Below are 25982 nucleotides of genomic sequence, written 5' to 3' on the forward strand. Positions count from 1 at the left end.
GATATTTTTTTGATTATACCATAAAAAGGAATAATATCCTTTTTGCTAATAAAATTAGAAATTTTTAGAATTATATGTTTCCCGGTATATTTTCTATGCGCCGTTTCGTCAAACGTATGATGACATGTACAAAAAGAAACCTGTTTTTTGACTTCTATAAGGAAATCGATTTTGTGGGCTATCTTAGATTAAATCTGCTTCGCAAAAATAACCCAAAATAAGGAAAATGTGATATAATAATCCATAAGGATGTGAATAAATGGAATTGTTTATACCGGATGCTTTTCTGTATTTATCATTTGCGATTATGACGGCATTCTTTGTGCATGCTGCTATTAAATTAGCTACATTTCAAACAATACATAAGCATGTTTGTCTGCAGCAAAAGGACATGTATCTTATACAAAACGTGAATCTTTTACGCGCTCAGGATCTCATATGCTGCGTGTATTACAAATTTAAATTTATATATTCTGTTCACAGACAAGAAGCAATAGGTCAACAAGATGATGAAGGTCCTCATTCGCCAGTATTTTTTTTCGTTTAACTAAAAAAATACTGGAGGAATACAAATGTTAAAACATAAAAACAAGCTTTTCTTTATTTTTGTTTCCATTTTTCTACTTGCCGGCTGTGATTCATCAAACGTGATTCAAAGTTCGCACACTCACTTTTTTGATCACTATTTTATTTATCCTTTTTCACTGCTCATTTTGTTTATAGGAAATACGTGGCTTCATCAAAGTATTGGTTTTTCAATTATGCTTGTGACGGTTGGCGTACGTATGCTGCTGGCGCCTTTAAACATTCTTCAATATAAAAATCAGCTGAGCAATAAACGCATACAGCCTCAGCTTCAAGAGCTAAAAGAGAAGTACAAAGATAAAGATCCTGAGAGTCAGCAGCAATATCAGCGTGAAATGATGAAACTGCTTAAAGAAAATGGAGCCAATCCTCTTATGGGATGCCTTCCTTTACTTGTTCAGCTTCCTGTCTTTTCAATCGTGTACTACGCGATTAGACGAATAGATGAAATTAGCGCATCATCTTTTTTGTGGCTTGACTTAGGACATGCAGATCCGTATTTTATTCTTCCAATCGCGGCGGCAGTTGCTACGTACTTACAGTCAAAAGTTATGCAAAGTGATGTAGAAGGAATGAATCAATCGCACGTGGTGTTATCTCGAATTCTTTCGCCCCTCATGGTGCTTTCATTTGGAATATTTTCACCGTCCGGTCTCGTTTTATACTGGATGACGGGAAGTTTGTTTATGATTTTTCAGTCTCTTGTATTAAAGAAGTTTTTTCAAGAAAAGGCAGTGTTTGAAGTGGAATAAAGAAACTAAGAGGTTGCTCCGTTGGGATTAGCCTTTTAATGAAAGGAGGGGGTACAGTGAAGAAATACATCATTTCATTCGGCGTAACATTTGGCACGATAGCACTTTTGTTTTTTATCGGAAACACATTTCATATTTCGTTACTGTCAGTTCAGTGGATTTATGTAAATGAACCGGAAAATTTTCAAATGGAAGCAAAAGGCGGTTTAATACCGGTAGCCCTTGGACTTATTCTTGGTTTTATAACCGACTGCGTATTAAGTGAAAAAGAAAAAAAGCAGGGTCATCAATTATAGTGAAGAAAAAAGGATCTTATATAGCAGATCCTTTTTTTTATTTGTGCTTTCAATAAGTGAATATAATAGTACAGGCAGATGTTGTCATACATATTACGGTCATCAAAAACAAACGAAGGGGCAGCAAACCTTTATGTTATCATCGACTTTTTATAGTTTACTAGCTATAATTGGTATTAAATAGTCATTTTTGTAAATAAAAGGTGATTTTGTATGCCGTCAAAATGGCTAAATCAGTTACTTTCTATGATTACACCTAACTACTAATAGAGAAAGTGAAGTGAGCAAATGACAAATCTTTTAGAAGTTAGAAACATGGCAAAATCGTTGGGCCAAAATGAGGTTTTAAAAGATGTTTCATTTCATGTACCTCCTGGATCGATTGTGGGATTTATTGGTGATAACGGAGCAGGGAAATCTACGACGTTTAAAGCAGTATTAGGATTAATTTCGAGAGATAGCGGAACTGTAGAAATATTTGGTGAAGACAATTTGAATACAGATGCCGCGATTAAAGAAGATATTGGCGTCGTGTTTGATGCGATTAATCTGCCGGTTTCTTTGACGATAAAACAGTTAAACAACGTTTTTAAGAAACTATTTAATTCTTGGGAAGAAGCTGATTTTTACCGGTTGATTCATTCTTTTTCACTGCCGGAAGATAAAAAAATACATACGTTTTCACGCGGCATGTCGATGAAATTATCTCTAGCGGTAGCGCTGTCTCATCGTGCTAAATTATTGCTGTTAGATGAAGCGACAGGAGGATTGGATCCTTCGTCTAGAGAGCAAATACTAGATGAATTAAAAGCATTTGTCAGCGATGGAAACAGCGGAATATTGCTTTCGTCTCACATTATGAGCGATGTCGAAAAAATAGCGAGCCACCTTGTTGTGATTAAAAACGGTGAGGTTTTATTAAATGAAGAAAAAGAGAAAGTTTTTCAGGAGTATGCAATTGCCGTTATGAATGAAGAACAGCTGAACTTACTTCCAGAAGATGTAATAGTGGCAAAAAGAACGTATGATACGTCTATCCGCGTATTAGTATCAGATAAGCATCAGCTGCCAAATGAAACTATAACTGAACCGATGTCTATGGAAGAACTAAGTGTGCTTTTAACGAGGAGTGAAACGTAAATGAGAGGTCTATTGTTAACGAACTACTACCTCATTCACCGAAGCTTTTTGACGTACACAGGGCTTGCGATAGTTATTTCTGCGGTCATCTTTTATTTTGCGGATCCTTCATTTTACCGTATTATAGCGATGTTAATTATTTTATTAATGGCAATGCCAGCGCTTGAAGTGATCAAATTAGAAAGTAAGACCGGCTATGACAAATACGTGCTTACTCTTCCGATTAGTCGAAAAAATGTGGTGCAGAGTCACTATGTTTTTTATTTTTTAATTGTCGTCAGCGGAACCATCTTATCCTATGGTGTTTTTTCAATGTATTCGCTTATTTCCCAGAGTGCAGTAGAGGATATAATAAATATCGTTTCGTTTGGTACATTTATCGTACTTTTTGCTGGTGCAATTGCTTATCCGCTTCTTTACCTATTCGGAGCAGAGAAATCTGACGGAATAGTACTTGGAGGGGGCATGGGAGGCCTTTTCGTTGCGATTGCTTTACAGGGAGCTGTTGGCTATTTCGTCGAGATATTAGCGGCATCAAGCTTACCGGTTGCTTCTTCTTTGTATGTTCCTATCTTATATACTCTTTTTGGGATGGTAATGTATATTGCTTCTTACTTTATTGCGCTGTCTATCTACCGGAAGAGAGAATTTTAGTATGAATTGATTTTGAAGTAAAGACTACGAAACGTTCTTTAAGGCTATTTATCAACAAATAATTCAAACAAAAAAACAGCTAGAACATTTGATAAACTAAGTAAACAAGATCTCAAAAATATAACGGATATGATTGGTGATCAAGCTTAAGTGATAAGCACTTTTACAAAAGTTAATTGTGTCCTTTATGCACATGTATTATAGTAAAAGATGCAGTTTTAAAATGAGAAAGGGGATTATATGGGGAATTTGTTTAAACAGGCTTCAAACGTATCAAAAAACGCTTTTATTGCTACACTGATTTTGTATATCATTATTGTAGCATCTTTTATTCCGTCAATTGTATTTGCGGGAGCTTTCTTTGCTATAGTAATTAAAATAGCAGCAGCACTTTTAATCTTAGTAACAATCTTTGGAATGATTTATTCGCTCTTCATTAAAGGCGGTCAAAAATTTCTTTTTTTCCTGTTACATGCCGCTTCTTTATTTATTGTTTTGTTTAGTATCTCTGCTTTTATGCTCGCTAAAAGCGCTGAATTGACATAGTGAAGAGAAATTACATATGCACAAAAGCAGGAGAAATCCTGCTTTTTTTATTTTCGTATGATTTCAAGAGGACTCGTAAGTTCTGGAGAGGCACTGTTGACTATTTGGCTAAACTTGTTTAAGAAGAATATAAGAAGGAAAAGGAAGGAAAAGAAGATGTGATAATTTGGAAATGATCATAACCTTGGAAGCTGGGGGTTTTTCTAACTTTATCCTGTTATAAAAGAGGAGAGATTAATACAATGAAATGGTACAAACATGCGCTCATTCCTTTCGCCATAGGATTTTTAAGTTTTGTATGTTTTATGATTTATAGTAAAGCAGTAGAAAATACGAGTTTTCAGCTGAACCAGGCGCTGTTTATTTCAATTGGTATATGCATTGGTACAGTCCCAGTCTCATTTTTTGTAGAATATCAAAAGAACAAAGAAAATAAAAAGTTTCATAGCTAAGTTATTTACGGAATGGCCCCTAGTTCTTTATTTTGTTGGAAAAGGTGGCGTATTTTATATCTGTCTAGTCCTCATGAACTAACCTATTGATATGTTAGTATTAGATGAAACAACTTTTTTAGGTGTTAAAGCCTGTAATCTATGAAATTCATGTAACTAAGCATCCCATGGATTCGAATGTAATTAAATCAACGGGGATAGTCCTGGAGTTCACTCGTTAATTCTTCTACACTGTCAAATTATGTTGATGGAACTCTGCACAAATCTCGGCTGAATCCTATTAAAGAGCTGAAAAGCCACTAATTACTATCAGTGGCCTAGAGAAATTCTTATTATCGCTGTTCTGATTCAACCAAAATTTTAACTTGGTTTTTTTCCTTAATCAGGCTTTCGAATCCTTCTTCAATTACATCGTCTAGAGCTATCTTTTTCGTTACTAACTTTTCGGCTGAGAAGTATCCTTTTTGCATAAGAGATAATACCGCTGGGAACACGTTACGATAGCCAATGATTCCTTTAACAGTTCGTTCTTTAATTACAATATCATTTGGTAGAATTTCTGCTCCTTTTTCCCATATGCTAACGATAATAGTTTCTCCACCAATTCCTGTAGATTGGATTGCTTGACGTAATACAATAGGTACGCCTGTTACTTCAAAAGATACATCTACGCCACCGTCAGTTAATCTACCAATTTCAGCTACCGTATCTTCAACTTCAGCAGGATTGATGATGATTGCTCCTAATTCTTCTGCTTTCGCTTGTCTTTCTGGAGATAATTCAACTGCATAAATATCGGTTGCACCTGCTGCTTTCAACGCTTCAATGACAAGAAGTCCAATGGGACCACATCCAAATACAGCAACTTTGTCTCCTGCTTTCACTTTACTTGAACGTACTGCATAAAGAGCTACTGCCGCTGGTTCTACTAGAGCACCTTGTTCATAAGATAAATCATCTGGAAGTTTGAATAAAAGTTCTTCGTCTACAGCAACATATTCACTAAGACCTCCACCGCCTCCGGCTAAACCTAAGAATCCCATTTGTTCATCTAGGTTATAAGCACCTTGGTGTCCATGTGTAGCAAAGATTGGCTCAACTACCACACGATCACCCACTTTATAACGAGTTACACCTTCTCCAATCTCTACTACTTCACCTGAGAATTCATGTCCAAGCGTCACTGGAGCAACCTCATTAGTGAGAGGGTGCGGTCTATCAACTGGAATAAAGATGGGACCGCCTAAGTATTCATGCAAATCACTACCGCAAATTCCACACCATTTAACTTTCATTTTTACCTGACCAGCCTGTACAACCGGTTCATTTATTTCTTCAAGACGAATATCTTTTTGATTATGCCATCTTAGCGCCTTCATATACTACATCTCCTTGTGTCATTTCTTTTACTATACCTATAAGTATACAATCAGATATGCTTATGGTAAATTTAGTTAATATTAACGATTGTTAAGTAATACTTAACTAAAAGAAAAAGAGGGCATTATGAATATTGAACAGTTAAAACATATGGTGGAAATAGATAAAACGGGTTCACTAAAAGAAGCAGCTAATAATCTGCATATTACGTTACCTGCACTAAGCCAATCTATAAAAAATTTAGAGAAAGAACTAAATATAATGATTTTTCATCGTTCTAGAAGAGGATCTATTCCAACTGAAGAAGGTCATAGGTTAATTGAAAAGGCCAATTCTGCTTTATTGAAAATTCAAGAATTTATGGATGAAGCAGAAGCGTATACAAATACAATGAATGGTGAAATAAAGATTGCAACCTACCCAGGACCAATGGAGATTCTCGTTCACTTAATAACAGAAATTAAAAGAGAATATCCGAACATAAAGGCTTCTGTCTATGAAAATAGCACCGAGTATATTATAGATAAAGTTCTAGAGGGGGAGGTAGATGTAGGTTTTATTACTTATACAGAAAAAGAAGAAACAAAGTATCGGAACTTGGTATTTAAAAAGTTATTAGATGGCCATATGGTAGCTGCAGTAAATAAGAAGTCGCCATTAGCCAAACAAACACTCATTACTGAAGAGATGTTGCTCAACCAGCCAATTGTTTTATATAACGATAAATATATTCAGGAATTTATGAAAGGTTTTAGTTCATTACCATTTGATATCTTGTTTACTACCAATAATGTAGATACAATTCGTAATACATTGGAAAATAATACGGCAATAAATATAGGATTTGACTACGCATTTAAAACAGATGCCGGCTTATCTAGAAGTGATCAATATGTAGTCGTTAACTTTGCTCCTCCGCATTACAAAACTTATTCTTTTGGCTACTTTTATAACGCTAATAATGGTCTTTCTAGAATAATAAGAGAATTCTTAAAGCGGATTCATAGAACTATAGTAAATAACGAATTATAAAGAATGAAGGTTAAAAAAGAATTATTTCAGAGAGAGGGAAATATGTGAAACGTCATTTAACCTTAATTTTATCGTTATGTAGTAGTTTACTTGTTTTTTTATTGTCACTGTTTCAATGGGATTTAGATGATCGGATAGGGAAATACGTAAGTCCGTATATATGGTTATTCTTTGTCATTCCTTTCTTTTTACTACTAACGCTGTGGACAGGAATTTATCTGTTTAGCAGTAGAAAGTGGCTGCCTTTAGTCATTCAAGTGATAACCGTTGTGCTGTGGTTCTTCATTCCGTTTGAGCAGCTTAATTTAGACATAAACTTTAAACTCCATCAGCAGAAGAGAGAAGAAGTGGCAGCTAAAATACAAAAAGGTATCCTGAAACCGGATGAAGCCAACTACCCATCGTTCAATTTTTTACCCAATGAACCCGACCTCTCATCTCTAGTTGATTTACCGAAAGAGTATGCGAGCGTATCTAGAGGTCGAGATGAGGTCGCAGTAGAAACCAAAGGAGAGGCAACCTCCGTACTTTTCTTTACAAATCTTGGGCTCTTCGGCCATTTCTCAGGTTTTGTGTATGACCCACACAACCGTAAACCTTCATCAGGCGATTTTGGTCTGAAGTTTGATGAAATAGAAAAGATCCACAAGAACTGGTATTATATATCTTTTTAGGATTCCGATAACGTGTTTTATAGTAACTATGATATGTCAACACTAAACGAGACAACTTTTTTAAAGTGTTCAAGTTTGTGATCAATACGACTTATGCAACCAAGCGCCCTATGGATTCGAATATAGTTAAACCAATGGAGGTAGCCCTGTCGTCTATTCGACCTTAAAAATTCTCCCCAACTAAGTACAGTCTAGCCACATCGACTCTATAGCTACTATAGGGTCTAACTGTCTTGGCTGATATATAGAAATATAGGTTTTACCTAATTTCATCTAAAAAATAACTAAAAGAATAAATAACGCGAATTTTTAAGAAAATTTTAATAACTCACTAAGAAACTTCTAATTTCCTCTTTATTTTTTTGTAAGTTGTCTCCTTTAAAATAAAAGTAATCGAGTAGCCCACCTTATTTTGAATGGTTGAAAGATCAATAAGGTTGTATGACGAAAATACGAATGGGTAACCTCACTACTTAAAATGGAGGCTGATGTACACTTATGAATCTAGAGGTTTTTCGAAATTATTCCTTGCAGCATTTGAAGAAAGATATACTATCGGGTATTGTTGTTGGCATTATAGCTATACCTTTAGGGTTAGGATTTGCGATAGCTTCTGGAATATCGCCTGTTACAGGACTTTATACAACGATTGTAGCGGGCTTGCTAATTGCTATTTTAGGTGGATGTAGGTTTCAAATCGCGGGACCTACCGGTGCATTTGTTCCTGTTTTATTAGGGATTGTGTTGCAATATGGCTATGAAAACTTATTAATTGCCGGCTTTATGTCCGGAATTCTCCTCATTATCTTTGCGCTATGTAAAGTAGGAGCTTTAATCAAGTATTTTCCGCCCTCTATTATTATAGGATTTCAGTCGGGAATCGCGCTGATTATCTTTAGCGGGCAGATACCAAACTTCCTTGGGTTGCACGCGATTGACAAATTTCAGTTTTTTCATTTGAATATAAAAGAGATCTTTGGTAATTTACACTTCATCAGCATCTATAGTATCGCTACAGCAGGATTGTGCTTAGCTACGATTTTAATTGTTCTTTACTTTTCACCTAAGTCTCTGGGAATGTCTTATTTACTTGGAATTATTGTATCAACGGGCTTGGCATCTTTTTTCTTTGCAAATCAGTTTGAAACCATTGGTTCCATTTACGGAGAGATACCTCGTCATTTCCCGGCGCCAGCGTTTCCAGATATAACAGTGGAGAGGGTGGTCACTCTTTTACCTTCTGCATTTGTCATTGCTATACTTGTAGGGTTACAATCTTTACTGACAGCTCGCGTTGCAGATGAAATGACAAAATCAAAGCACAGCAGCAAAAAAGAACTGATTGGCCAGGGAATCGTAAACATGGTAACGCCGATGTTTTCAGGTATTCCCGCAGCAGGAGAAATTGCAAGAACGGTTACCAATATTAAAAACGGCGCTTCCTCTCCAATTGCAGGAATCACGCACGCTATCTTTGTGTTGATTGTGCTGCTAGTGCTCGCTCCGTACGCTTCATACGTGGCGCTTGCCAGTCTCGCTCCAGTTTTGATGGTCGTAGCGTGGAATATAAGTAAAAAAGAACAGTTTGCAAAAGTGATAAAAGAAAGATCATTTCATTCGCTGGTTTTACTCACGACTTTTTTGTTAACGGTATTTACAAATTTGACAGTAGGAATAGCCGTTGGATTATGCCTGTGTGGTGTACACTTTATGGTGAAAAAGAGTCAAGAAAAACAAAAGCTATTAAGAAAAACTGGTTAATGTAAGCATATAAAATAATACGCGTAAAAACCCCCGCTGTAGGCTTAGACAGTGGGGGTTTTAGTAGTAATGAAAAAGACTATCTCAATTACTTTCCTTCAAACCAACAGCGGGCGTTATCAAAAAGCATGTGCTGAATCTGCTGTTCGGTTACGCCTTTTCTTTTTAATTCCGGCACGACTTCTTCTAACACAAAGCTCATTGACCATTTTGGAAAACGTTCTTCAATTACGCCTTCTGGAAACCAGTCCATTGTACAGCAGTAGTCTTGTGATAGAAACATGCGGTTTGAGTATCCTTGTTTGGCTAACTCAATGACCGTGTTATTTCTATTTTCAGTTGAACATTCTCTTGTCAAACCGTAGCGGTCCATTCCGATAAAAGCCCCTTGATTTAAAATGTTTGAAATATATTCAAGGTTATCCGTATCTCCCGTATGTCCAATCAGAATTTGATTCGGATTAGCGCCTTCATCCAGTAAGATATCAAGCTGCTTTAAGCCTGTGCCGCTTGCAGGGTGTGAATGGGTCATAATAGGCACGCCCGTTTTTTTATGAGCGCGTGCGACGGCACGCATTACTTTTTCTACATCGGCCGTTACGCCAGGTGCATCTGTAGCGCATTTTAAAAAGCCTGCTTTAATCGACGTGTTTTGAATGCCGACTTCGATATCTCGAACAAACAGATCTGCCATATAGTCAATGCTACGAGTTTGAAAATGGGTAGGGATGTAGTTATACGTATAAATTCCCGTAGCTGCGATGATTTGAGTGTCCGTTTCACGGGCAATTTTTTCAATAAAACGAATATCTCGCCCTTGTTCCATCACCGTAGGATCACAGATGGTTTTGACTCCGAGCTTCTTTGCGCGATTTACTTGTTCGACTGCTTTTGCGATTTCTTGTTTTTCATTATATAAATGAGGAAACTGTGCGTGAACAGATTCAGAACGAACGCGCATATGCTCATGGATTAACGTTAGCCCTAGTTCTGACGCGTTGACTGGGCCTGTTACAGAATTGATAAATGTCATAGTATGATTCCTTTCATAATCTACCTGTAAATCAAACAGTGGATGACCAGGTACATTTTTAATTTAATCTGTTTTATTTTTATATATAGACTACCGTTATAAAAAACACATATTGCATTATACAACATATTTATTGTCTTACACAACAGGCGGTACTTTTACTCCCTATGACAAAAAATCCTTCTTTCCAAGCAGAAAGAAGGACCATTCATATTGATGATTACCCAGCATTTACGCTGTAATTATCACCGTTTAATTTACGAAATTTTAGATAGCTGCCAACTCTCCAAATAACAATATATATAAAGGCTAGCGTCATCGTTAAGACCGCGAAGTCTATCGAATCTAACCCTTTAAAGTACTGGCTCAAAGCCATTCTTATGAAGATAATAGCAATAATCACATATTTAAAATTTTTATTTGGCTTTGAGTAAATGAAGCCGTCTTCTCTTACTTCATAGTCCGTTTGGCTAAGCATAATAAGTCCAAATATAACACCTAATACACCAGCAATCAGCATTTCCCAGTAGGGTGGTAAGTGAAAGGGCTGGCCCGGTATGTGCATCAGCTGACTTAGACTAAGGGAAAATGCAATCAATATGAAAAAAATAGGTGCTAATATACCAAGTCCATTCTTTTTAATGGGCTTATTTTTCTTTTTCATCTTTCTCCAAATAATGAGTCCAATAAGAGCCATAACAAATATATAAATAAGCAGCATTTCCATCGTTATTTTGCCTCCTTTTTTATTTCTACGTTCGTACAATCCACTATTTAGTATAAACAATAAAAGGATGGAGATAAAAGTGCATTCTTTCATTTTTTACACATGAGAATTCTCACTATTTTTTATTACCGGCATTTCAGGTTTTGGTATACGCCTTATTAACTGTTTCTTTCATTTTTACCACAATATGTTAGAATTGTAGGAAACGAGAAAATGTAGTGCAAGCAAATTTTATTTACACGCTGCTATAGTCATAGAGGTGAATGGGTTGAGGTTAGGAAATCAGTTACAAAAACTAAGAGAAGAACAAAAAATGTCTCAAGAAGAGGTTGCTAAGCAAGTGGGGGTATCTGTACAAAACATACATAAGTGGGAAAATAATCAGAGCTATCCCGAAATTCAGCATCTTTTAAAGTTAGGGGACATCTATGGAACAACCATTGATGAATTTATTAAAAGTGATGTTGCATTACAAAGCAGAATAAATATTCGGGAAGAAGAAAAAGAAGACGACGATGAACTGCTTCACCCAGGTTTTTATATCGGAATAGGCATCATGTTTCTTGGTACTTTTCTTAGCCTGATTATCGGCAATCTTACAATCACGATGGTAACCAACATGGCTGGAATGCTAATTGCTTGTTTTTATAAAGGTATCTTAAAACTTTTGCGAGATATCAAAAAGGACTTTTACGAACAAGGGTAAAAGAGTGAAAACATATAAAATCCTTAAAACGAATAGTATAGGTTATCAATGAAGCCTAAAGCAGAAAGGTGGCGTAGTGATGATCAAGTCAAAGCTTTTGTGGAAAGTTATTGGCCTAGAAATCTTAGTTATCTTTTGGTTTGTGGTAAACGGTGCATACGTGAGCATGACGCATCCTGCTGCACATTATCTTCAGTTTTTAGGAATCGTCCCTTTGGCGATTGGAATAGTATTTTATCTAACAAAAACAAAAAAGTGGCCGCATTTTTTCTCCTTTCAACAAAACATGTCGTTTAGAACGAGAATCCTGTTTCTTTCTCCGCTTCTTTTGTATTTGCTTATTATCCTCATTGGAAACAAAGGTGTACACGGAAGTTCCATTGCTGATCTTGTTCTTATTTTGCTTACCCAAACTCTAGTCATAGCATTTGTAGAAGAGATGGTATTTAGAGGATTTATCCTTAATCTGCTGTTAGCAAAAAGCTATAAAGTGGCGGTTCTTCTATCATCGTTTCTATTTGCCTTTACGCACAGTTTGAATATACTAAGCGGTCAATCGGTAGCAAATACAATTTTTCAAATTTTATTTGCATTTGTTATTGGGTTGGTGCTGGCTTTGCTGATCGTTAACGGTCAATCGATTGGAATTACGATTGCATTCCACGGCTTAAATAATTTTCTCCAGTTTACAAGCCCTGTCGACGCTAACGATTCTTTCCTTGTTAATTACGCGCTGCTTTTATTTTTAAGCGGATATGCCTTTTATTTATGGAATCGAAAATCTACTTTATCAGTTTCTCAACATCAGATTAGTAGCTAATCAAAAGAGACTGCAACAACAGTATTTTAGTTAAAGAAAAATCTGAACGATGAATGGAGATTCTTGATGGAGAATCAAACTCGTTCGGATTTTTTGTTGTTGTGATGAACGTAGGTTTCGTTTATGTGGGTGGGTGCTTCTAGCGGTTGAATTGCTTTAGTTGTGGTCTCACTCTCTTTTTAGAGTTCCGAAGCAGGTATTAATCTCTCCAAAGCTGAATAACTCTTATGACTAATGTTGCTAAATTTAATTGGTTGAGATCTTATTAAACGCAAAAGGGGAGAAAGATATGTTTGAAGAAAAGGTAGGTATTATTACGGGTGGAACGTCGGGGATTGGTTTAGCAACAGCGGAATTACTCGCAAAAGAGGGCATGCATGTTGTGATCGCTTCTAGAAATAGTGAAAAAGGAGAAGAAGCTCTTTCTAGATTAAGAAAGTGGTCTCCTCGCTCTCTTTTTATCAAAACCGATGTAACGAATAGTCAAGATGTTAAAAACCTTGTTAGCCAAACATACTCTATATTTGGAAAAATTGACGTGGGCTTTAACAATGCGGCTAACACTGAGGCTTCCTCTAGTGCTACACATGAATTCAAAGAAGAGGACTTTGATCATTTAATTAACGTTACGTTAAAAAGTGTATGGCTTTGTATGAAGTATCAGCTGCAGGTAATGACCAAACAAAACAGCGGTATCATTGTGAATACATCGTCAATGGACGCGATTTTATGTTCAGCGGGGACTGGCGTATATGCGGCTGGAAAAAGCGGTGTGATCGCTTTAACGAAATCAGTTGCTCAGGAATATGGCCATCAAAATATAAGAATTAACTCTTTTTGCCCGGGTGCATTTCGTACGCCTATGTTAGAAGAAAGATTTTCAAATCTATCTTCAGGTGAAAAAGCAAAGCTCAATGAATCCTATCAAAAGCTAAACGCGCTAGGCAGAATTGGTGATCCGCTTGAAGCGGCAAAAGCAGTAAAGTGGCTTCTTTCGGATGACGCTTCTTTTGTTACGGGTCAAAATATTATTGTAGATGGTGGGATTGGATTTAGGTTTGAGTAAGGTTAATGAAATAAAAAGGTATTTAAGGGGGTGTTTATGTCTTTTATTCTAACTAATTGTATGGCCATTAGTATCGTATTTACGGTCTTCCTTTTTATAAGTATTGCGTTTAACAAAAGAATAGTTGCCCTTGTTATTTCCTTTGTTACTGTGTTGTTCGGTTTATTTTTACTTCTTTACTCTTTTGCCAAAATAAGCGGATTTGATGCTTTAGACATTCAAATAAAAGGTTTGATGATTATCGGAGAAGGTTTGATCTTACTCGTTATTACAAGTGCATTCATCTCCGTCCAAGAGGCAAAAAAGAAAACGCTGTAAAGTCAGAAATAAAATAGCTGCTAAAGGCGGTGATGAAATGGCAATTGGAGTTGCGTTAACGGTTTTAGTAGTAGGTCTGATGTTTGCAAGCGGACTAAGTCAAGGAAAATCAGCAAAAAGAAAATATATAGTGTGGGGAACAACAACCATATTGATCATAGCTCCATTCTTCTCATGGGTCGTTTCGATTTTGTTTGCGATTAGCCAGGAAGAAGGTTTTGCGGGAGTTGCATTAATGATGTTATTGTTTCCGTTTTTCTTTTTAATAGGACTTGTTACGCTGTTAATAGGAATCTTTAAGAAAGAAAGTATGAATAAATCTGTTTAGGAACAGGGAGAGAACTATCAAAAGTTCATATCCGCAGATGAGGTAATGATGGGGAAATCTAAAAAAGTAATATAAACAAAGTGGAAAGAAGCCTAAAAACCCTACTATAACAGGGGTTTTTAGGCTTTTATTAATATTCAATAAAATGATGGATAAATCATACCTTACAATTCTGATAAAAATAATATAAATTATAATATATATAGGGTAGTATGTTTACAGAATTTAAAGGAGTGTGTATGATGCCGTTTAGTTATGTTTCTCACTTATATTGTCCTAAATGTAAAAAAGAATATAGTCCAAAAGAAAAACATCAATTATGTGAATGTGGCTCACCTTTATTAGTAGCGTATGATTTAGAGAGACTGAAAGACAATCTAAGTCCAGGAGATGTCAAAAGCAGAGAACCGAATCTATGGAGATATCATGAATTGCTTCCAGTAGAAGATCCAGAAAACGTCGTTTCCTTAGGAGAAGGGATGACTCCGCTTATAAAAATGCCTAAGCTAGGTAAAGAAATGGACATTCCAAACTTATATATGAAAGATGAACGCATTATTCCAACGGGATCATTTAAAGCTAGAGGCGCCGCTGTAGGGGTGTCAAAAGCAAAAGAACTGGGCGTTGAACAGTTAGCGATGCCTACAAATNGAAGGGATGACTCCGCTTATAAAAATGCCTAAGCTAGGTAAAGAAATGGACATTCCAAACTTATATATGAAAGATGAAGGCATTATTCCAACGGGATCATTTAAAGCTAGAGGCGCCGCTGTAGGGGTGTCAAAAGCAAAAGAACTGGGCGTTGAACAGTTAGCGATGCCTACAAATGGGAACGCCGGAGCCGCTTGGTCGCTTTATTCGTCACGCGCTGACATAAAAGCAACTGTTGTGATGCCAAAAGATGCGCCTGTTATTACACGAAATGAGTGCGCTGTCGCTGGCGCTGACCTTTACTTGGTAGATGGACTCATCAGCGATGCGGGTAAAATTGTCGGTGAAGCTATTAAAGCCTGGGGTCTTTATGACGCTTCTACGCTTAAAGAGCCGTACCGAATTGAAGGTAAAAAAACAATGGGCCTGGAAATTGCTGAACAGTTTTCTTGGAATCTTCCTGATGTGATTTTATATCCAACAGGAGGAGGGGTTGGTTTAATCGGCATCTATAAAGCGTTAAATGAATTAAAAGAGCTTGGCTGGATTAAAGGTGATCTTCCTCGTTTAGTTGCGGTACAAGCTGAAAACTGTGCGCCTATTGTAAAAGCATGGAATGAAAGAAAACAAGAATCTGAATTTTGGCCGGATTCTTCAACCATTGCCTTTGGTATTAACGTACCAAAAGCAATTGGAGACTTCTTAGTTTTAGAAGCCGTATACAATACAAATGGATGTGCGATTGGGGTGGATGAAGATAAGATTGTGGAAGAACAAAAAAAGGTTGCGCAGCTTGAAGGTTCGTTTATTTGTCCTGAAGGCGCGGCTACATTTCTAGCTGCACGCCGTTTGCGAGAAGAAGGATGGATCAAAGAAAACGAAACGGTTGTGGCTTTAAATACAGGGCTTGGAGTTAAATATCCAAACACAGTAGATATTGAAGTCCCTGTTTTAGAGCGAAATGGCAGCCTTACTAAAAAATAAAGCGAGTAAAAAAATAGATCTTCTTCTAAGCGAAGGTCTATTTTTTTATGTTAACGCAGATAAAACGTTTACCTAATGTAAAAAAATGTAATAATTGTGAATCTTTATATTCAAAACTATACGGGTGTATTTAGGTTTAAAGTTCGTCTTATGGGGTATCTAAGAGAAGAAAGAGAGTATCTTTCTATCCGGAAAAACAGCGTGGTGAGGGAGTGGAGCTGGCATATTACGCAAGTTGAAGAATATGCCAAAAGTAACACTGTAAACCAGCTTGCTTTTACAGTAGAAAACTTACTTGAAGCCACGAACGATTATACGGAGAAAGGAGTTGAATTTTTATCCCTCGATCCCAGCCAACTCTTAAAGTTTTATTCTATGGACCGAATCATCCATTGCTGCACTTGTTAGAACGAGCTTTATATTTATTTTAAGGCTACATAATTTTTGTAATTGAAACAGGGTATCTATTACAAAAATAAAGCTTATATCTAATGGGTTGTAACAATAATTGTCAGATAACCTGAGTGGAAATTGCTACCAATAACATTGTGAATGCGCTATCTTTAACGACAAGTTACTATTTCAGCGACTGTAATTCCATCGAAAACGATCCCTATTTTAGGTGAAAATCGTTTTTTAAATAGCAATAAATTGTACGTTGAAATAAAAAAAGTTTATTTTGGTTTTAATTCATTTATTTGTTAGCGTTCCTTCCTCAGTATTTTTTGGCTTCAATCCCTTTAGCCATAACCTTTTTTAATATTTAACATCACATGAATAGTTTTTGTTTTTTACTTAAAAATAAAGAGAGTTACAACACATTTAAGTGTGAAATACAGTAAGTCAAATTTGACTTTGCTACTCAGTCTTGTATAATCGTATACCGCGGAGGTGACGTAATGAAATGAAGTTTAATAAGAAAAAAATTAACGTCGTAGATATTGACAAAGCTAAAAAAAGCGTCTTTGCTACAGGAGTAGGAAACGCGATGGAATGGTTTGACTTTGGCTTGTATTCATATTTAGCCGTAATTATTAGTCAAAACTTTTTTAGTGCAGTTGAAAATGATCAGCTCAAATTAGTGTTCACATTTGCCACATTTGCGATTGCCTTTTTAATGCGTCCATTAGGCGGTGTTATATTCGGTAGAATTGGGGACAAGTTAGGAAGGAAAGTCGTTTTAACCACTACCATTATTTTAATGGCCTTTTCCACATTACTCATTGGGTTGTTACCTACATATGATCAAATCGGTATATGGGCACCCATCCTTTTATTAATTGCACGAATCATTCAAGGTTTTTCAACTGGTGGTGAATATGCTGGTGCGATGGTGTATATTGCAGAATCGTCTCCAGATAATAAGCGAAATGTGCTTGGAAGTGGACTAGAAATCGGTACACTTGTTGGTTATATTCTTGCTTCACTGCTAGCTAGCTTACTATTTTTTATTCTGTCGGATAAACAAATGGCCTCATGGGGCTGGAGAATTCCCTTCTTATTAGGATTGCCTTTAGGACTTATTGGTTTTTATTTACGAAGAAGTTTAGGGGAAACACCTATTTTTGAAAATGAACTTTCCAATGAAGACGAAGTTGAAGAAGAAAGCTTCCTCTCTATTTTAAAAAATCACAAAAAAGATGTGTTTGTTTGTTTCGTAGCCGTGGCTTTCTTTAACATCACAAACTATATGCTATTATCGTACATGCCTTCTTATTTGAATGAAATTATTGGTTTATCAAACACAGTTGGTACGGTATTAATTACGGCAGTTATGATTTTAATGGTGCCGCTTGCTCTTATGTTTGGAAAACTGAGCGACAAAATCGGAAACAAGAAAGTTTTCTTAATCGGTTTAGGCGGATTGAGCTTACTGTCAGCCTTTTCGTTCTATTTAATCAACTTAAATGGTTTAGTATTTGTTTCAATCGGTATTCTTATTCTAGGTGTTTTACTTGCTACGTATGAAGGAACAATGCCAGGAACGCTGCCAACAATGTTCTACACAGATATTCGCTACCGTACATTAGCGATCACGTTTAATGTTTCAGTGTCTATCTTTGGAGGAACGACGCCATTGGTTGCGACATGGTTAGTTCACGCAACGGGCAATCACTTGGCTCCAGCGTTCTATTTAACGATTGTGAGCATCATCGGATTTTTCGTGATTTTATTCTTGTTTGCGAACACGGCAGGAAAATCACTCAAAGGTTCATACCCAACGGTTGCTTCTAAATCTGAATACAATGAAGCGGTTGAAAATCCAAAAGATTCATTATGGTGGAATACAGAGCAAACAGAAAAATAAAGTAAATAAACAGCAGGCGCTACATTAACTGCTGCGCAAAATATGAACACTTAAAAAGAGCCTTCTCCTTGTATCACATAGAGAAGGCTCTTTTTATGATTCAATCATTTATCCCATTCCCTGTATTTGCTATCTTTGATTCTGTATGTTACGATTAAGTTAATTATTTTTGTTCGGTATAAGATTGAGAGAAGAGAAATGTCTTCCATAGAATTTTTTATCTTAAGATAGTATGGTTGGACAAGGGTAGTAATACAAGCGTGGAGTATTCCACACCAGGAGGCAACAATTATGGAACAAGGTACAGTGAAATGGTTTAATGCAGACAAAGGCTTCGGCTTTATCGAAATTGAAGGCGGAGACGATGTATTCGTACATTTCAGCTCTATTCAAGGTGAAGGCTTTAAATCATTAGAAGAAGGTCAAAAAGTAACGTTTGACATCGAACAAGGCCAACGTGGAGCACAAGCTGCTAACGTTCATAAAGTAGCATAATTAAAACTAAAAAAGACTCCACATAGGGGTCTTTTTGCTTTGGATTTTAATAATTTAAAAAGATTACTTAAAAAATAAGTAGAGACATTTGTGACAGAATGCTATTAATGAAGGTTTACCTATATGTAAAATGCCGTGTCGCAAAAAAAGAGAAAAACCCCCCTTATGGTTATAGAACTGTATGCCTTAGGAGTACACATACGCCTGAAGGTATCAAAAGTAACTAACCTTCGCTGGATTAGCCTTAAGAGATGTACATTATATTTCCCGATAAATAAAGTTAAAAATTTGATTATTTTTGATAGGAGAGAGGATGAGGGATATGAGTATAAGCTTATTTTCCAATGGAGAAATTGTAAATATAAAAGCATCTAATGAAAGAGTGATCATCTTAAAAAGCCATTATGTAAAAAACATGAAAAGATACTCTTATACAGTGGATAAATATCCAAGTACGTTTTTCTTTGAAGAAGAATTAATGAAACATGAATAAATATTGATTTATAGTTTGGATTTTGTCTATACTATGCTATACTGAATTTACCATTTGTATTACCGATTACTATTTTTGTATTAATAAGCCCTATTCCTCAGTGGATAGGGTTTTATTATGACATTTTCAAGGAAATGAAAAAGACAGACTCCAAGGAGTCTGTCTTTTTATATTTATGATGGATTACGCTTTTTGAACGTTAGAAGCTTGAGGGCCGCGTTGACCTTGTTCTACGTCAAATGTAACTGCTTGACCTTCGTCTAAAGATTTGAAGCCTTCGCTTTGGATTGCTGAGAAATGTACAAATACATCGTCTCCGTTTTCGCGTTCGATGAATCCAAAACCTTTTTCTGCGTTAAACCATTTTACTTTACCTTGTTCCATAATTGTTGCCTCCTAGTGTGACACGCACACATTGTGTTACTATCCTTGCTCAAATCTATAGACGAAAGTTATGTAACTTATCAATCTTTACCGAACAAAAATAATTCTTCTTAAACTTAACAGAAATAGGGACTTATTGCAAGGATAGAGTCTGTACAGCTAGAATTTCTCTTTTCTCTATGTTTGCACTATGTGAGCTAAAAAACGATACGTAAGCCTCCTTAGTTCAAATAAAGAGAACGTTTGTGGTAAACTTAAATAGTAAAAAACATCTAAAAGTGAGGAATTATATGAACACAACTAAAAAACATCACAGGCCTAAGCGGCTAAAAATTGCTTTCCGAGCATTAATGGTTATTATCGGAGGAATTATTGCAGCTTACGGCTTAGAAACTGTCTTAATTCCAAACCATGTTTCAGATGGAGGGGTAACAGGGATTAGCATCGTCGCTTCAAACCTATTTGGCTTGCCACTTGGGGTTCTCATCACCGTTATCAACATTCCTTTTGTATGGTTAGGATATCAACAAATTGGGAAAAGCTTTGCCATATTTTCCATCCTCGGAATTGTCTCATTAGCTGTCGGTACTAGCCTCATGCATCACACTCCAGCAATTATTGAAGGAGATACACTACTCGTAACCGTTGTTGGCGGTATTATCCTTGGGTTTGGAATGGGAATTGCACTTCGTAACGGCGGGGCCTTAGATGGCATCGATATGCTGGCCGTGCTGCTTTCTCGAAAACTGCCGTTTGGAACAAGTGATCTTATTTTATTCTTAAATGCATTTGTATTTATTTTCGTTTCATTAGTATTTGGTCTGCAAGGCGCGATTCTTTCTGCAATTGCATACTTTATTGCATCCAAAGTTATTCACATCGTAGAAGTAGGGTTAAGCGGATCGAAAACCTTCCAGATTATCACTTCTCAGCCTGCGTTAATGGTAGAGACAATACGTGATCGTTTAGGTCGAAGCGCTACATACAAAGAAGCTTACGGCGGTTATTCTCATGAAAAATTTAAGGAAATCACATGCGTAATCAACCGCTTGGAAGAAAGCAAAATGAAAGAAATTATCAACGAAATTGACCCGACGGCTTTTGTTACGGTATATGACGTAGCGGAAGTTAAAGGCGGTAATTTCAGAAAGAATAATATTCACTAAGCTGAATAAATTACTGCATTTGTACGAACACTCTACAACAACCATCTTTTTCGTTTGAGATCGTTTGAGATATAGAGAGAAAAACGCAGCATGGCCTATTGCCTGCGCTGCGTTTTTCTTTATTATAAAATCTATTTTCATAAATAGAGTATTCGTATTTTACATTATGTACTTATTGAATATAACTCTTGTTGTTCAGAGAACATTTTTAAAACCGGATATGCTGAAATAGTGAAACGGTCAGGATTAGGGTGGATAAGGTATCAGCAGATATTAATGTGATGATTTTTCTCGTCATCCAACAAATTCAACAGAAAAAATCTCTGAACGTAAAAGAACAGAGATTCAACAGAATGATGACTCTTATATAATACAAAGGATGACTTTTCCTGTCTCAGAAAGGTCATCTTTATCGTACCACCACAAAGGGTCTGGCGCTGTGCGTTTTCTCACAGCCGGGGAAGAAAAAATCTGCTATGGTATAGAGGTCGGAGTAAACTTTCTTAATTATGTGCGCTTCTTTCATATGTATCGAACCTGCTGACTGAGATCAGCAGGTTTTTTTAGTTACCAGCTAGCTGTCATCTTTAAGGGGGCAAGATCGGTTAATCTTTATAGACAAATAGACTTTATACCATTTTACCTATACGTAAAATAGGTTAAAATAAAGAGGTGAGGCATGGAGAGAAAAGAGTTAAATAAGAGGTACGTAACATTATAATCACAATTTATCTTACAGGATTATAACGGTGATTATATTAAATGGTGAACGTTGAAAGGGGATACATAGTTTTGAACACAAAATATCTAGATTTACTTGCACAAAAGTATGATACGGAAGAAAAAGTGGTAACCGAAATTATTAACCTTGAAGCTATTCTTCATCTGCCAAAGGGGACCGAACATTTTGTCAGTGATTTACACGGCGAATATCAAGCCTTTCAGCACGTGCTGCGAAACGGTTCGGGAAATGTAAAAGAGAAAATTAAAGACCTTTTTAAAAATGTATTATCTGACAAAGAAATCAATGAATTTGCGACATTAGTGTATTATCCTGAAGAAAAATTACCGTTAATTAAAGCGCAGTTTCGAAACAAAAAGGAACTCTATCAATGGTATACAGAAATCATTGATCGTATGCTTAATCTCATTTCGTACGCTTCTTCTAAATACACGCGTTCTAAACTGCGTAAAGCATTGCCAAATCAATTTGTGTACATTATTGAAGAGCTGCTATATAAAACGGATGAATTTACAAATAAAGAACAGTACTATACAAAGATTGTTCAGCAGATTATTTCTCTAGGACAAGCCGATAAGCTTATTATAGGGCTTGCTTATACGACGCAAAGATTGGTTGTGGACCACCTGCACGTAGTAGGGGATATTTATGACCGTGGACCTGAACCGGATAAAATTATGGATACGCTGATTAACTATCACTCCGTTGATATTCAGTGGGGAAATCACGATGTGCTATGGCTAGGGGCTTTTGCGGGTTCGAAAGTGTGTCTTGCCAATATTATTCGTATCTGCGCGAGATACGACAATCTAGATATTATTGAAGACGTATATGGCATTAACCTGAGACCGCTGCTTAACCTGGCGGAGAAATATTATGATGATAATCCCGCTTTTAGACCAAAAGTAAGCTCAAGTGATAAACTATCCGATCACGAGCGACTACAAATTACGAAAATTCATCAGGCCATTGCGATGATTCAATTCAAGCTTGAAAGTCCGATTATAAAAAGACGTCCTTTCTTTAATATGTCAGAAAGGCTGTTGCTTGAAAAAATTGATTATGATAAAAATGAAATTACGATATACGGAAACACGTATCAGCTAGAAAACAGCTGCTTTGCAACGATTAATCCGGCGCAGCCTGATCAGCTATTAGAAGAAGAAGAGCAGGTAATGGAAAGACTGCTGCTTTCTGTGCAGCATTCGGAAAAGCTGGCGAGACATATGAAGTTTCTGATGAAAAAAGGCAGCCTTTATTTGAAATACAACGGAAACTTATTAATACACGGCTGCATTCCTTTAGATGAACAAGGAAACATGGAAAAAATGACGATTGAAGATAAAACGTATGCAGGCCGCAACTTGCTTGATGTGTTTGAACATTATTTGCAAGAGGCTTTTGCCCATCCTGAAGAAACGGATGATTTGGCAACAGATATGGTCTGGTACCTATGGACAGGAGAATATTCATCACTCTTTGGGAAACGCGCAATGACGACGTTTGAAAGATATTTTATAAGTGATAAAACAACGCATAAAGAGAAGAAGAATCCATACTACTATTTACGGGAAAATGAGGAAGTCTGCCGAAACATCCTGGAAGAATTTAAATTAAATCCTGATCATGGTCATATTATTAATGGTCATACGCCAGTCAAAGAAATTGAAGGAGAAAACCCGGTCAAAGCAAATGGAAAGATGATTGTTATTGACGGCGGTTTTTCAAAAGCGTATCAATCCACAACAGGTATCGCTGGCTACACGTTATTATATAATTCTTACGGCATGCAGCTAGTCGCTCATAAACACTTTAATTCAAAAGAAGAGATTTTATTAGAAGGAACGGACGTCTTATCCGTAAAGCGATTGGTTGACAAAGAACTAGAAAGAAAAATGGTTTTAGAAACAAATGTCGGAGAAGAATTGTTAAAAGAAATTTCTATTTTAAAAGATTTACGAAAATATCGCTATAGTTAAAGATAAAAAAAGAGCAGTATGCCTCTGGGGCTCCTGCTCTTTTCTTATTTAGTGGTACTACACCGTCATTTCCCAGCTTGACATTGCCAGCCAGTTCTCTTGTTCACGATAATCGGGCATAATTTTCCCGACAAGACGCCAAAACGACCGGTCGTGATTCATGTGAACCATGTGGCACATTTCATGAACGACTACGTAATCAATGACGTGCTGCGGTGCCATTGCCAGCCGCCAGTTAAAGGTTAGCTGACGCTTGGAATCACACGTGCCCCACGCTTTTTTGCTATCCGAAATCGAAATGGAGCGCGGCTTTGTTTTAAAATGTTTTTGATAGGAGGAGATACTCTTGGTTACTAGCGCTTTACATTGTTGATAGTAAAAGCGTTTGAGCGCTTGTTTTATCGCTTCATCGTCGTGCTGATTGACATAAATCTGAAGCGTGTTCGCTTCAAACACTACAGAATCCTTTGTAATGGTCGAATCGTGATGAATCTGTATCGGATAGTTTTTTCCTACATACAAAAAGCGTTCTCCGTGTTCATAGACTTTTTTCTTTGGTCCATGCGTTCTATCTTTCATTTCGTTTATTTTTTGCTGAATCAATGCCCAGTTGTTCTCTAATAACATCCGTACTTGTTCAGTAGACGTTCCTTTAGGAGCAAGGACTTCGACCGTTCCGTATCCGTCTACTTTAATCGCAAAAGAACTTCGATTTTTATATCGTATTTCATAATGGATACTCTGATTTGAAAAAGTGTGTATCATTTTATCCTCTATATTGTACGGTTAAGCCTCTTAGGAATTTTCGTGCAAAATTCTCTTTGCACGGTTTGTAATTTTTGTGGCCTTTTTTTCGTAATAAAGCACCTAATTCTGCTTTAGATACACGTATGCCACCGTCGTCGAATACTTCTAACATCTCTTCACTGGTTAGGGACAAAGCAATTTTTACTTTCTTTAATAAGACGTTATACATATTTTGATTGCTTTGAACCGGCGCTGGAGGTGCTTGCCCTGGTTTAGGGTCTTGTTCTCCTCTTTTAAAGGTAATAAAACCGTTTAAAAACGAATCTAACATATTGTTACTGCACGTGATGTGTTCGTCCTCATGAACTGCATCCTCGTCTTCTTCGTCCGGCGTTCTCGTAAGGATCTTTAATACGTCTTCTTTTGTTACGTCTACTCCGCCAAGATTAAAGATCTCTACCATTTCTGTATTTTTTAAATCCAAGGCATATCGTAATCTAATTAAAATATCGTTATTATCCATTCTTGCTCCTCCTATAACTTGCTTGCTGTATGTAAAAATCATGACTGCCACAATCTGAACGAACTTGGTCAATATCAGTACAATTATAGTAACAGGTTCCGCTGGAATTCTAGGTTATTCCATTCATTTCTACAAACATATAACTTCTCATATTTATCAGCCTTCGTCAACTCTTGAAAAAGAACGATTTGCTCATATTATGCCCGAACAGACTCTTTACCATAACAAAAAGTAGGCGCCGCAGTCTGCTAAAGGAAGCAGAAGCAGCTTTATTTTTTTAAGAACGGATAGGACAATTTTTGAAGTTGGCGAATCCCTTTGTGCTGCTAGAATGATATATCTTACTAAATAAATAGTTTTACGTATTTATTAAGTATGTAATTAGGAGTATGATAGTAGTAAAAAAAGAAAGAGGTCAACAGATGAATTCAACATACTCACCAAGAGAATCAACCAAAATCAAAGCTTTATCTATGCATGCACTTTTTATCGCACTGACGTTTGTAGCGACAATGTTTATCAACATCAAGCTTCCAATCATGGGTAACGGAGGCCTCATCCATTTAGGCAACGTTCCTCTTTTTATAGCAGCCTTTATTTACGGCAAAAAGACAGGAGCCATCGCCGGGGCTTTTGGAATGGGGTTATTCGACCTCATCTCCGGCTGGACAGCATGGGCGCCGTTTACGTTTATTATCGTAGGGGCAATGGGCTTTTTAGCAGGTCTTATCTCAGAAAAAGCACCTGGTAAAAGAGCACTTGTGAACACACTGGCAGTTGCTGCTGCGCTGATTGTAAAAATCGTAGGCTACTATTTTGCCGAAGTGATTCTTTATCATAACTGGATCCTTCCGCTTGGCTCTATACCGGGGAATGTGATGCAAGTTGTTATCGCTGGTATCATCGTCGTTCCGCTTGTAGGACGCTTAAAGAACAGAGCTGTACAGATTTAATCGCTTAATTGTAAGTCGTTTTACCATTATCCTATCCTTAAGTGATATACTTGATAGATATTCATCAAGTGAAAGGAGCGGAAAACACCATGAAATATTTAAAATCACAGATGAAACAGCTCATTAAAGACAATCAGGAACTGCAAGGTAAGCTGAATGGACTGATGAAAGAGCACAGCCTTGAAAAAAACTTTGCTCTTAAAGCTCTGTACCATGCAGAAGTGGCTGAAGGCGGGAAATATCAGCTTGCCTATCAAGCATTAGACGCACCGAAAAAGTAATGGCCT

At 36.7% G+C, this 25982-nt stretch carries 29 protein-coding genes and 1 pseudogene; 24 read left to right on the forward strand and 6 right to left on the reverse strand.

Translation table 11 applies throughout. From position 1 onward, the window contains the following. Positions 1 to 259 precede the first annotated feature (259 nt). From ACFX4R_RS03340 to ACFX4R_RS03370, 7 genes are all read left to right on the forward strand, one after another. Positions 260 to 547: a hypothetical protein gene (locus ACFX4R_RS03340; protein WP_377568796.1), complete on the forward strand. Its 288-nt coding sequence runs from the start codon at positions 260 to 262 to the stop codon at positions 545 to 547. Between the two features lie 25 nt (positions 548 to 572). Next, positions 573 to 1337 (forward strand): membrane protein insertase YidC, encoded by a 765-nt coding sequence (gene yidC / locus ACFX4R_RS03345; RefSeq protein ID WP_043981255.1) that lies wholly within the window; start codon positions 573 to 575, stop codon positions 1335 to 1337. A gap of 56 nt (positions 1338 to 1393) precedes the next feature. Continuing rightward, positions 1394 to 1633, forward strand: a complete 240-nt coding sequence (locus ACFX4R_RS03350) for a hypothetical protein (RefSeq protein WP_043981257.1) — start codon at positions 1394 to 1396, stop codon at positions 1631 to 1633. A 288-nt stretch (positions 1634 to 1921) separates the two neighbouring features. Beyond that, positions 1922 to 2773: an ABC transporter ATP-binding protein gene (locus ACFX4R_RS03355; protein ID WP_377568799.1), complete on the forward strand. Its 852-nt coding sequence runs from the start codon at positions 1922 to 1924 to the stop codon at positions 2771 to 2773. Beyond that, on the forward strand, positions 2774 to 3427 hold the full coding sequence (locus ACFX4R_RS03360) for an ABC-2 transporter permease (protein WP_043981261.1): 654 nt from the start codon (positions 2774 to 2776) through the stop codon (positions 3425 to 3427). It abuts the gene before it with no gap. A gap of 240 nt (positions 3428 to 3667) precedes the next feature. Continuing rightward, positions 3668 to 3973 (forward strand): hypothetical protein, encoded by a 306-nt coding sequence (locus ACFX4R_RS03365; RefSeq protein WP_043981263.1) that lies wholly within the window; start codon positions 3668 to 3670, stop codon positions 3971 to 3973. Between the two features lie 242 nt (positions 3974 to 4215). Next, positions 4216 to 4425, forward strand: coding sequence for a hypothetical protein (locus ACFX4R_RS03370; RefSeq protein ID WP_165574880.1), 210 nt, complete (start codon positions 4216 to 4218; stop codon positions 4423 to 4425). A 332-nt stretch (positions 4426 to 4757) separates the two neighbouring features. Here the strand turns inward: ACFX4R_RS03370 and ACFX4R_RS03375 are convergent, their stop codons facing one another. Next, complete coding sequence (locus ACFX4R_RS03375; RefSeq protein ID WP_028409435.1) at positions 4758 to 5804, reverse strand: 2,3-butanediol dehydrogenase; 1047 nt, start codon at positions 5802 to 5804, stop codon at positions 4758 to 4760. A 127-nt stretch (positions 5805 to 5931) separates the two neighbouring features. Here ACFX4R_RS03375 and ACFX4R_RS03380 point away from each other — a divergent pair, with 127 nt between their 5' ends. From ACFX4R_RS03380 to ACFX4R_RS03390, 3 genes are all read left to right on the forward strand, one after another. Then, complete coding sequence (locus ACFX4R_RS03380) at positions 5932 to 6837, forward strand: LysR family transcriptional regulator (protein ID WP_028409434.1); 906 nt, start codon at positions 5932 to 5934, stop codon at positions 6835 to 6837. A gap of 44 nt (positions 6838 to 6881) precedes the next feature. Further along, positions 6882 to 7511: a hypothetical protein gene (locus tag ACFX4R_RS03385; RefSeq protein ID WP_377568803.1), complete on the forward strand. Its 630-nt coding sequence runs from the start codon at positions 6882 to 6884 to the stop codon at positions 7509 to 7511. A gap of 498 nt (positions 7512 to 8009) precedes the next feature. Continuing rightward, the gene (locus ACFX4R_RS03390; RefSeq protein ID WP_237074334.1) at positions 8010 to 9272 is read left to right on the forward strand and encodes a SulP family inorganic anion transporter; all 1263 of its coding nucleotides are present in this window, start codon (positions 8010 to 8012) and stop codon (positions 9270 to 9272) included. Positions 9273 to 9360: 88 nt separating this feature from the next. Here ACFX4R_RS03390 and ACFX4R_RS03395 read toward each other — a convergent pair whose 3' ends face one another. After that, positions 9361 to 10305, reverse strand: a complete 945-nt coding sequence (locus ACFX4R_RS03395) for a phosphotriesterase family protein (RefSeq protein WP_237074335.1) — start codon at positions 10303 to 10305, stop codon at positions 9361 to 9363. Positions 10306 to 10525: 220 nt separating this feature from the next. After that, positions 10526 to 11032, reverse strand: coding sequence for a CcdC protein domain-containing protein (locus tag ACFX4R_RS03400; protein ID WP_043981270.1), 507 nt, complete (start codon positions 11030 to 11032; stop codon positions 10526 to 10528). 259 nt (positions 11033 to 11291) lie between these two features. Between ACFX4R_RS03400 and ACFX4R_RS03405 the strand changes: the two genes are divergently transcribed. The 10 genes and pseudogenes from ACFX4R_RS03405 to ACFX4R_RS03450 all read left to right on the forward strand — a co-directional run bounded on the left by ACFX4R_RS03405 (position 11292) and on the right by ACFX4R_RS03450 (position 19201). Then, on the forward strand, positions 11292 to 11738 hold the full coding sequence (locus ACFX4R_RS03405; RefSeq protein WP_277813729.1) for a helix-turn-helix domain-containing protein: 447 nt from the start codon (positions 11292 to 11294) through the stop codon (positions 11736 to 11738). A 79-nt stretch (positions 11739 to 11817) separates the two neighbouring features. Beyond that, a complete protein-coding gene (locus ACFX4R_RS03410; RefSeq protein ID WP_237074336.1) occupies positions 11818 to 12558 on the forward strand; it encodes a CPBP family intramembrane glutamic endopeptidase in 741 nt (246 codons plus the stop codon). A 289-nt stretch (positions 12559 to 12847) separates the two neighbouring features. Continuing rightward, positions 12848 to 13624 (forward strand): SDR family NAD(P)-dependent oxidoreductase, encoded by a 777-nt coding sequence (locus ACFX4R_RS03415; RefSeq protein ID WP_098332731.1) that lies wholly within the window; start codon positions 12848 to 12850, stop codon positions 13622 to 13624. A 36-nt stretch (positions 13625 to 13660) separates the two neighbouring features. Continuing rightward, on the forward strand, positions 13661 to 13942 hold the full coding sequence (locus ACFX4R_RS03420; RefSeq protein ID WP_098332732.1) for a hypothetical protein: 282 nt from the start codon (positions 13661 to 13663) through the stop codon (positions 13940 to 13942). 37 nt (positions 13943 to 13979) lie between these two features. Then, positions 13980 to 14270, forward strand: a complete 291-nt coding sequence (locus ACFX4R_RS03425; protein WP_162214645.1) for a hypothetical protein — start codon at positions 13980 to 13982, stop codon at positions 14268 to 14270. A 242-nt stretch (positions 14271 to 14512) separates the two neighbouring features. Next, positions 14513 to 14953: a pyridoxal-phosphate dependent enzyme gene (locus ACFX4R_RS03430; protein WP_377568810.1), complete on the forward strand. Its 441-nt coding sequence runs from the start codon at positions 14513 to 14515 to the stop codon at positions 14951 to 14953. Next, positions 14922 to 15905, forward strand: a pseudogene (locus tag ACFX4R_RS03435) (threonine synthase); the annotation flags it as partial. The gene ACFX4R_RS03430 and the pseudogene ACFX4R_RS03435, both read left to right, overlap by 32 nt. A gap of 904 nt (positions 15906 to 16809) precedes the next feature. Beyond that, positions 16810 to 18213, forward strand: coding sequence for an MFS transporter (locus ACFX4R_RS03440; protein ID WP_043981284.1), 1404 nt, complete (start codon positions 16810 to 16812; stop codon positions 18211 to 18213). Positions 18214 to 18504: 291 nt separating this feature from the next. Next, positions 18505 to 18708, forward strand: a complete 204-nt coding sequence (locus ACFX4R_RS03445; protein ID WP_013056405.1) for a cold-shock protein — start codon at positions 18505 to 18507, stop codon at positions 18706 to 18708. Positions 18709 to 19030: 322 nt separating this feature from the next. Further along, entirely contained in the window at positions 19031 to 19201 is a 171-nt protein-coding gene (locus ACFX4R_RS03450; protein ID WP_013058097.1) for a hypothetical protein, read from the forward strand. A 183-nt stretch (positions 19202 to 19384) separates the two neighbouring features. On the opposite strand, the gene ACFX4R_RS03455 is transcribed toward ACFX4R_RS03450, so the two are convergent. Then, entirely contained in the window at positions 19385 to 19585 is a 201-nt protein-coding gene (locus ACFX4R_RS03455) for a cold-shock protein (protein ID WP_013058096.1), read from the reverse strand. 290 nt (positions 19586 to 19875) lie between these two features. Here ACFX4R_RS03455 and ACFX4R_RS03460 point away from each other — a divergent pair, with 290 nt between their 5' ends. Both ACFX4R_RS03460 and fbp read left to right on the forward strand, forming a co-directional pair. Next, positions 19876 to 20751, forward strand: coding sequence for a YitT family protein (locus ACFX4R_RS03460; RefSeq protein WP_165574889.1), 876 nt, complete (start codon positions 19876 to 19878; stop codon positions 20749 to 20751). 792 nt (positions 20752 to 21543) lie between these two features. Beyond that, positions 21544 to 23472 carry a fructose-1,6-bisphosphatase gene (fbp, locus tag ACFX4R_RS03465; RefSeq protein ID WP_043981285.1) on the forward strand — a complete coding sequence of 643 codons (1929 nt, stop codon included), beginning with the start codon at positions 21544 to 21546 and terminating at the stop codon, positions 23470 to 23472. Between the two features lie 57 nt (positions 23473 to 23529). Here the strand turns inward: fbp and ACFX4R_RS03470 are convergent, their stop codons facing one another. Further along, positions 23530 to 24237 (reverse strand): M48 family metallopeptidase, encoded by a 708-nt coding sequence (locus ACFX4R_RS03470; RefSeq protein ID WP_043981286.1) that lies wholly within the window; start codon positions 24235 to 24237, stop codon positions 23530 to 23532. 1 nt (position 24238) lies between these two features. Further along, entirely contained in the window at positions 24239 to 24742 is a 504-nt protein-coding gene (locus ACFX4R_RS03475; protein ID WP_043981287.1) for a YehS family protein, read from the reverse strand. Positions 24743 to 25164: 422 nt separating this feature from the next. Here ACFX4R_RS03475 and ACFX4R_RS03480 point away from each other — a divergent pair, with 422 nt between their 5' ends. Then, positions 25165 to 25695, forward strand: coding sequence for an ECF transporter S component (locus tag ACFX4R_RS03480; RefSeq protein ID WP_097822870.1), 531 nt, complete (start codon positions 25165 to 25167; stop codon positions 25693 to 25695). 89 nt (positions 25696 to 25784) lie between these two features. Continuing rightward, positions 25785 to 25976, forward strand: a complete 192-nt coding sequence (locus ACFX4R_RS03485) for a hypothetical protein (RefSeq protein ID WP_013058089.1) — start codon at positions 25785 to 25787, stop codon at positions 25974 to 25976. Positions 25977 to 25982 lie beyond the last annotated feature (6 nt).

This window comes from Priestia sp. YIM B13490 (assembly GCF_042787735.1).
Taxonomy (GTDB): domain Bacteria; phylum Bacillota; class Bacilli; order Bacillales; family Bacillaceae_H; genus Priestia; species Priestia megaterium.

Excerpts from the sequence above, each read along its gene's own strand:
- ACFX4R_RS03340 (WP_377568796.1), top strand. The coding sequence starts at position 260 with ATGGAATTGTTTATACCGGATGCTTTTCTGTATTTATCATTTGCGATT.
- yidC (WP_043981255.1), top strand. The coding sequence starts at position 573 with ATGTTAAAACATAAAAACAAGCTTTTCTTTATTTTTGTTTCCATTTTT.
- ACFX4R_RS03355 (WP_377568799.1), top strand. The coding sequence starts at position 1,922 with ATGACAAATCTTTTAGAAGTTAGAAACATGGCAAAATCGTTGGGCCAA.
- ACFX4R_RS03360 (WP_043981261.1), top strand. The coding sequence starts at position 2,774 with ATGAGAGGTCTATTGTTAACGAACTACTACCTCATTCACCGAAGCTTT.
- ACFX4R_RS03365 (WP_043981263.1), top strand. The coding sequence starts at position 3,668 with ATGGGGAATTTGTTTAAACAGGCTTCAAACGTATCAAAAAACGCTTTT.
- ACFX4R_RS03370 (WP_165574880.1), top strand. The coding sequence starts at position 4,216 with ATGAAATGGTACAAACATGCGCTCATTCCTTTCGCCATAGGATTTTTA.
- ACFX4R_RS03375 (WP_028409435.1), bottom strand. The coding sequence starts at position 5,804 with ATGAAGGCGCTAAGATGGCATAATCAAAAAGATATTCGTCTTGAAGAA.
- ACFX4R_RS03380 (WP_028409434.1), top strand. The coding sequence starts at position 5,932 with ATGAATATTGAACAGTTAAAACATATGGTGGAAATAGATAAAACGGGT.
- ACFX4R_RS03390 (WP_237074334.1), top strand. The coding sequence starts at position 8,010 with ATGAATCTAGAGGTTTTTCGAAATTATTCCTTGCAGCATTTGAAGAAA.
- ACFX4R_RS03395 (WP_237074335.1), bottom strand. The coding sequence starts at position 10,305 with ATGACATTTATCAATTCTGTAACAGGCCCAGTCAACGCGTCAGAACTA.
- ACFX4R_RS03400 (WP_043981270.1), bottom strand. The coding sequence starts at position 11,032 with ATGGAAATGCTGCTTATTTATATATTTGTTATGGCTCTTATTGGACTC.
- ACFX4R_RS03410 (WP_237074336.1), top strand. The coding sequence starts at position 11,818 with ATGATCAAGTCAAAGCTTTTGTGGAAAGTTATTGGCCTAGAAATCTTA.
- ACFX4R_RS03415 (WP_098332731.1), top strand. The coding sequence starts at position 12,848 with ATGTTTGAAGAAAAGGTAGGTATTATTACGGGTGGAACGTCGGGGATT.
- ACFX4R_RS03420 (WP_098332732.1), top strand. The coding sequence starts at position 13,661 with ATGTCTTTTATTCTAACTAATTGTATGGCCATTAGTATCGTATTTACG.
- ACFX4R_RS03425 (WP_162214645.1), top strand. The coding sequence starts at position 13,980 with ATGGCAATTGGAGTTGCGTTAACGGTTTTAGTAGTAGGTCTGATGTTT.
- ACFX4R_RS03440 (WP_043981284.1), top strand. The coding sequence starts at position 16,810 with ATGAAGTTTAATAAGAAAAAAATTAACGTCGTAGATATTGACAAAGCT.
- ACFX4R_RS03445 (WP_013056405.1), top strand. The coding sequence starts at position 18,505 with ATGGAACAAGGTACAGTGAAATGGTTTAATGCAGACAAAGGCTTCGGC.
- ACFX4R_RS03450 (WP_013058097.1), top strand. The coding sequence starts at position 19,031 with ATGAGTATAAGCTTATTTTCCAATGGAGAAATTGTAAATATAAAAGCA.
- ACFX4R_RS03455 (WP_013058096.1), bottom strand. The coding sequence starts at position 19,585 with ATGGAACAAGGTAAAGTAAAATGGTTTAACGCAGAAAAAGGTTTTGGA.
- ACFX4R_RS03460 (WP_165574889.1), top strand. The coding sequence starts at position 19,876 with ATGAACACAACTAAAAAACATCACAGGCCTAAGCGGCTAAAAATTGCT.
- ACFX4R_RS03470 (WP_043981286.1), bottom strand. The coding sequence starts at position 24,237 with ATGATACACACTTTTTCAAATCAGAGTATCCATTATGAAATACGATAT.
- ACFX4R_RS03475 (WP_043981287.1), bottom strand. The coding sequence starts at position 24,742 with ATGGATAATAACGATATTTTAATTAGATTACGATATGCCTTGGATTTA.
- ACFX4R_RS03480 (WP_097822870.1), top strand. The coding sequence starts at position 25,165 with ATGAATTCAACATACTCACCAAGAGAATCAACCAAAATCAAAGCTTTA.
- ACFX4R_RS03485 (WP_013058089.1), top strand. The coding sequence starts at position 25,785 with ATGAAATATTTAAAATCACAGATGAAACAGCTCATTAAAGACAATCAG.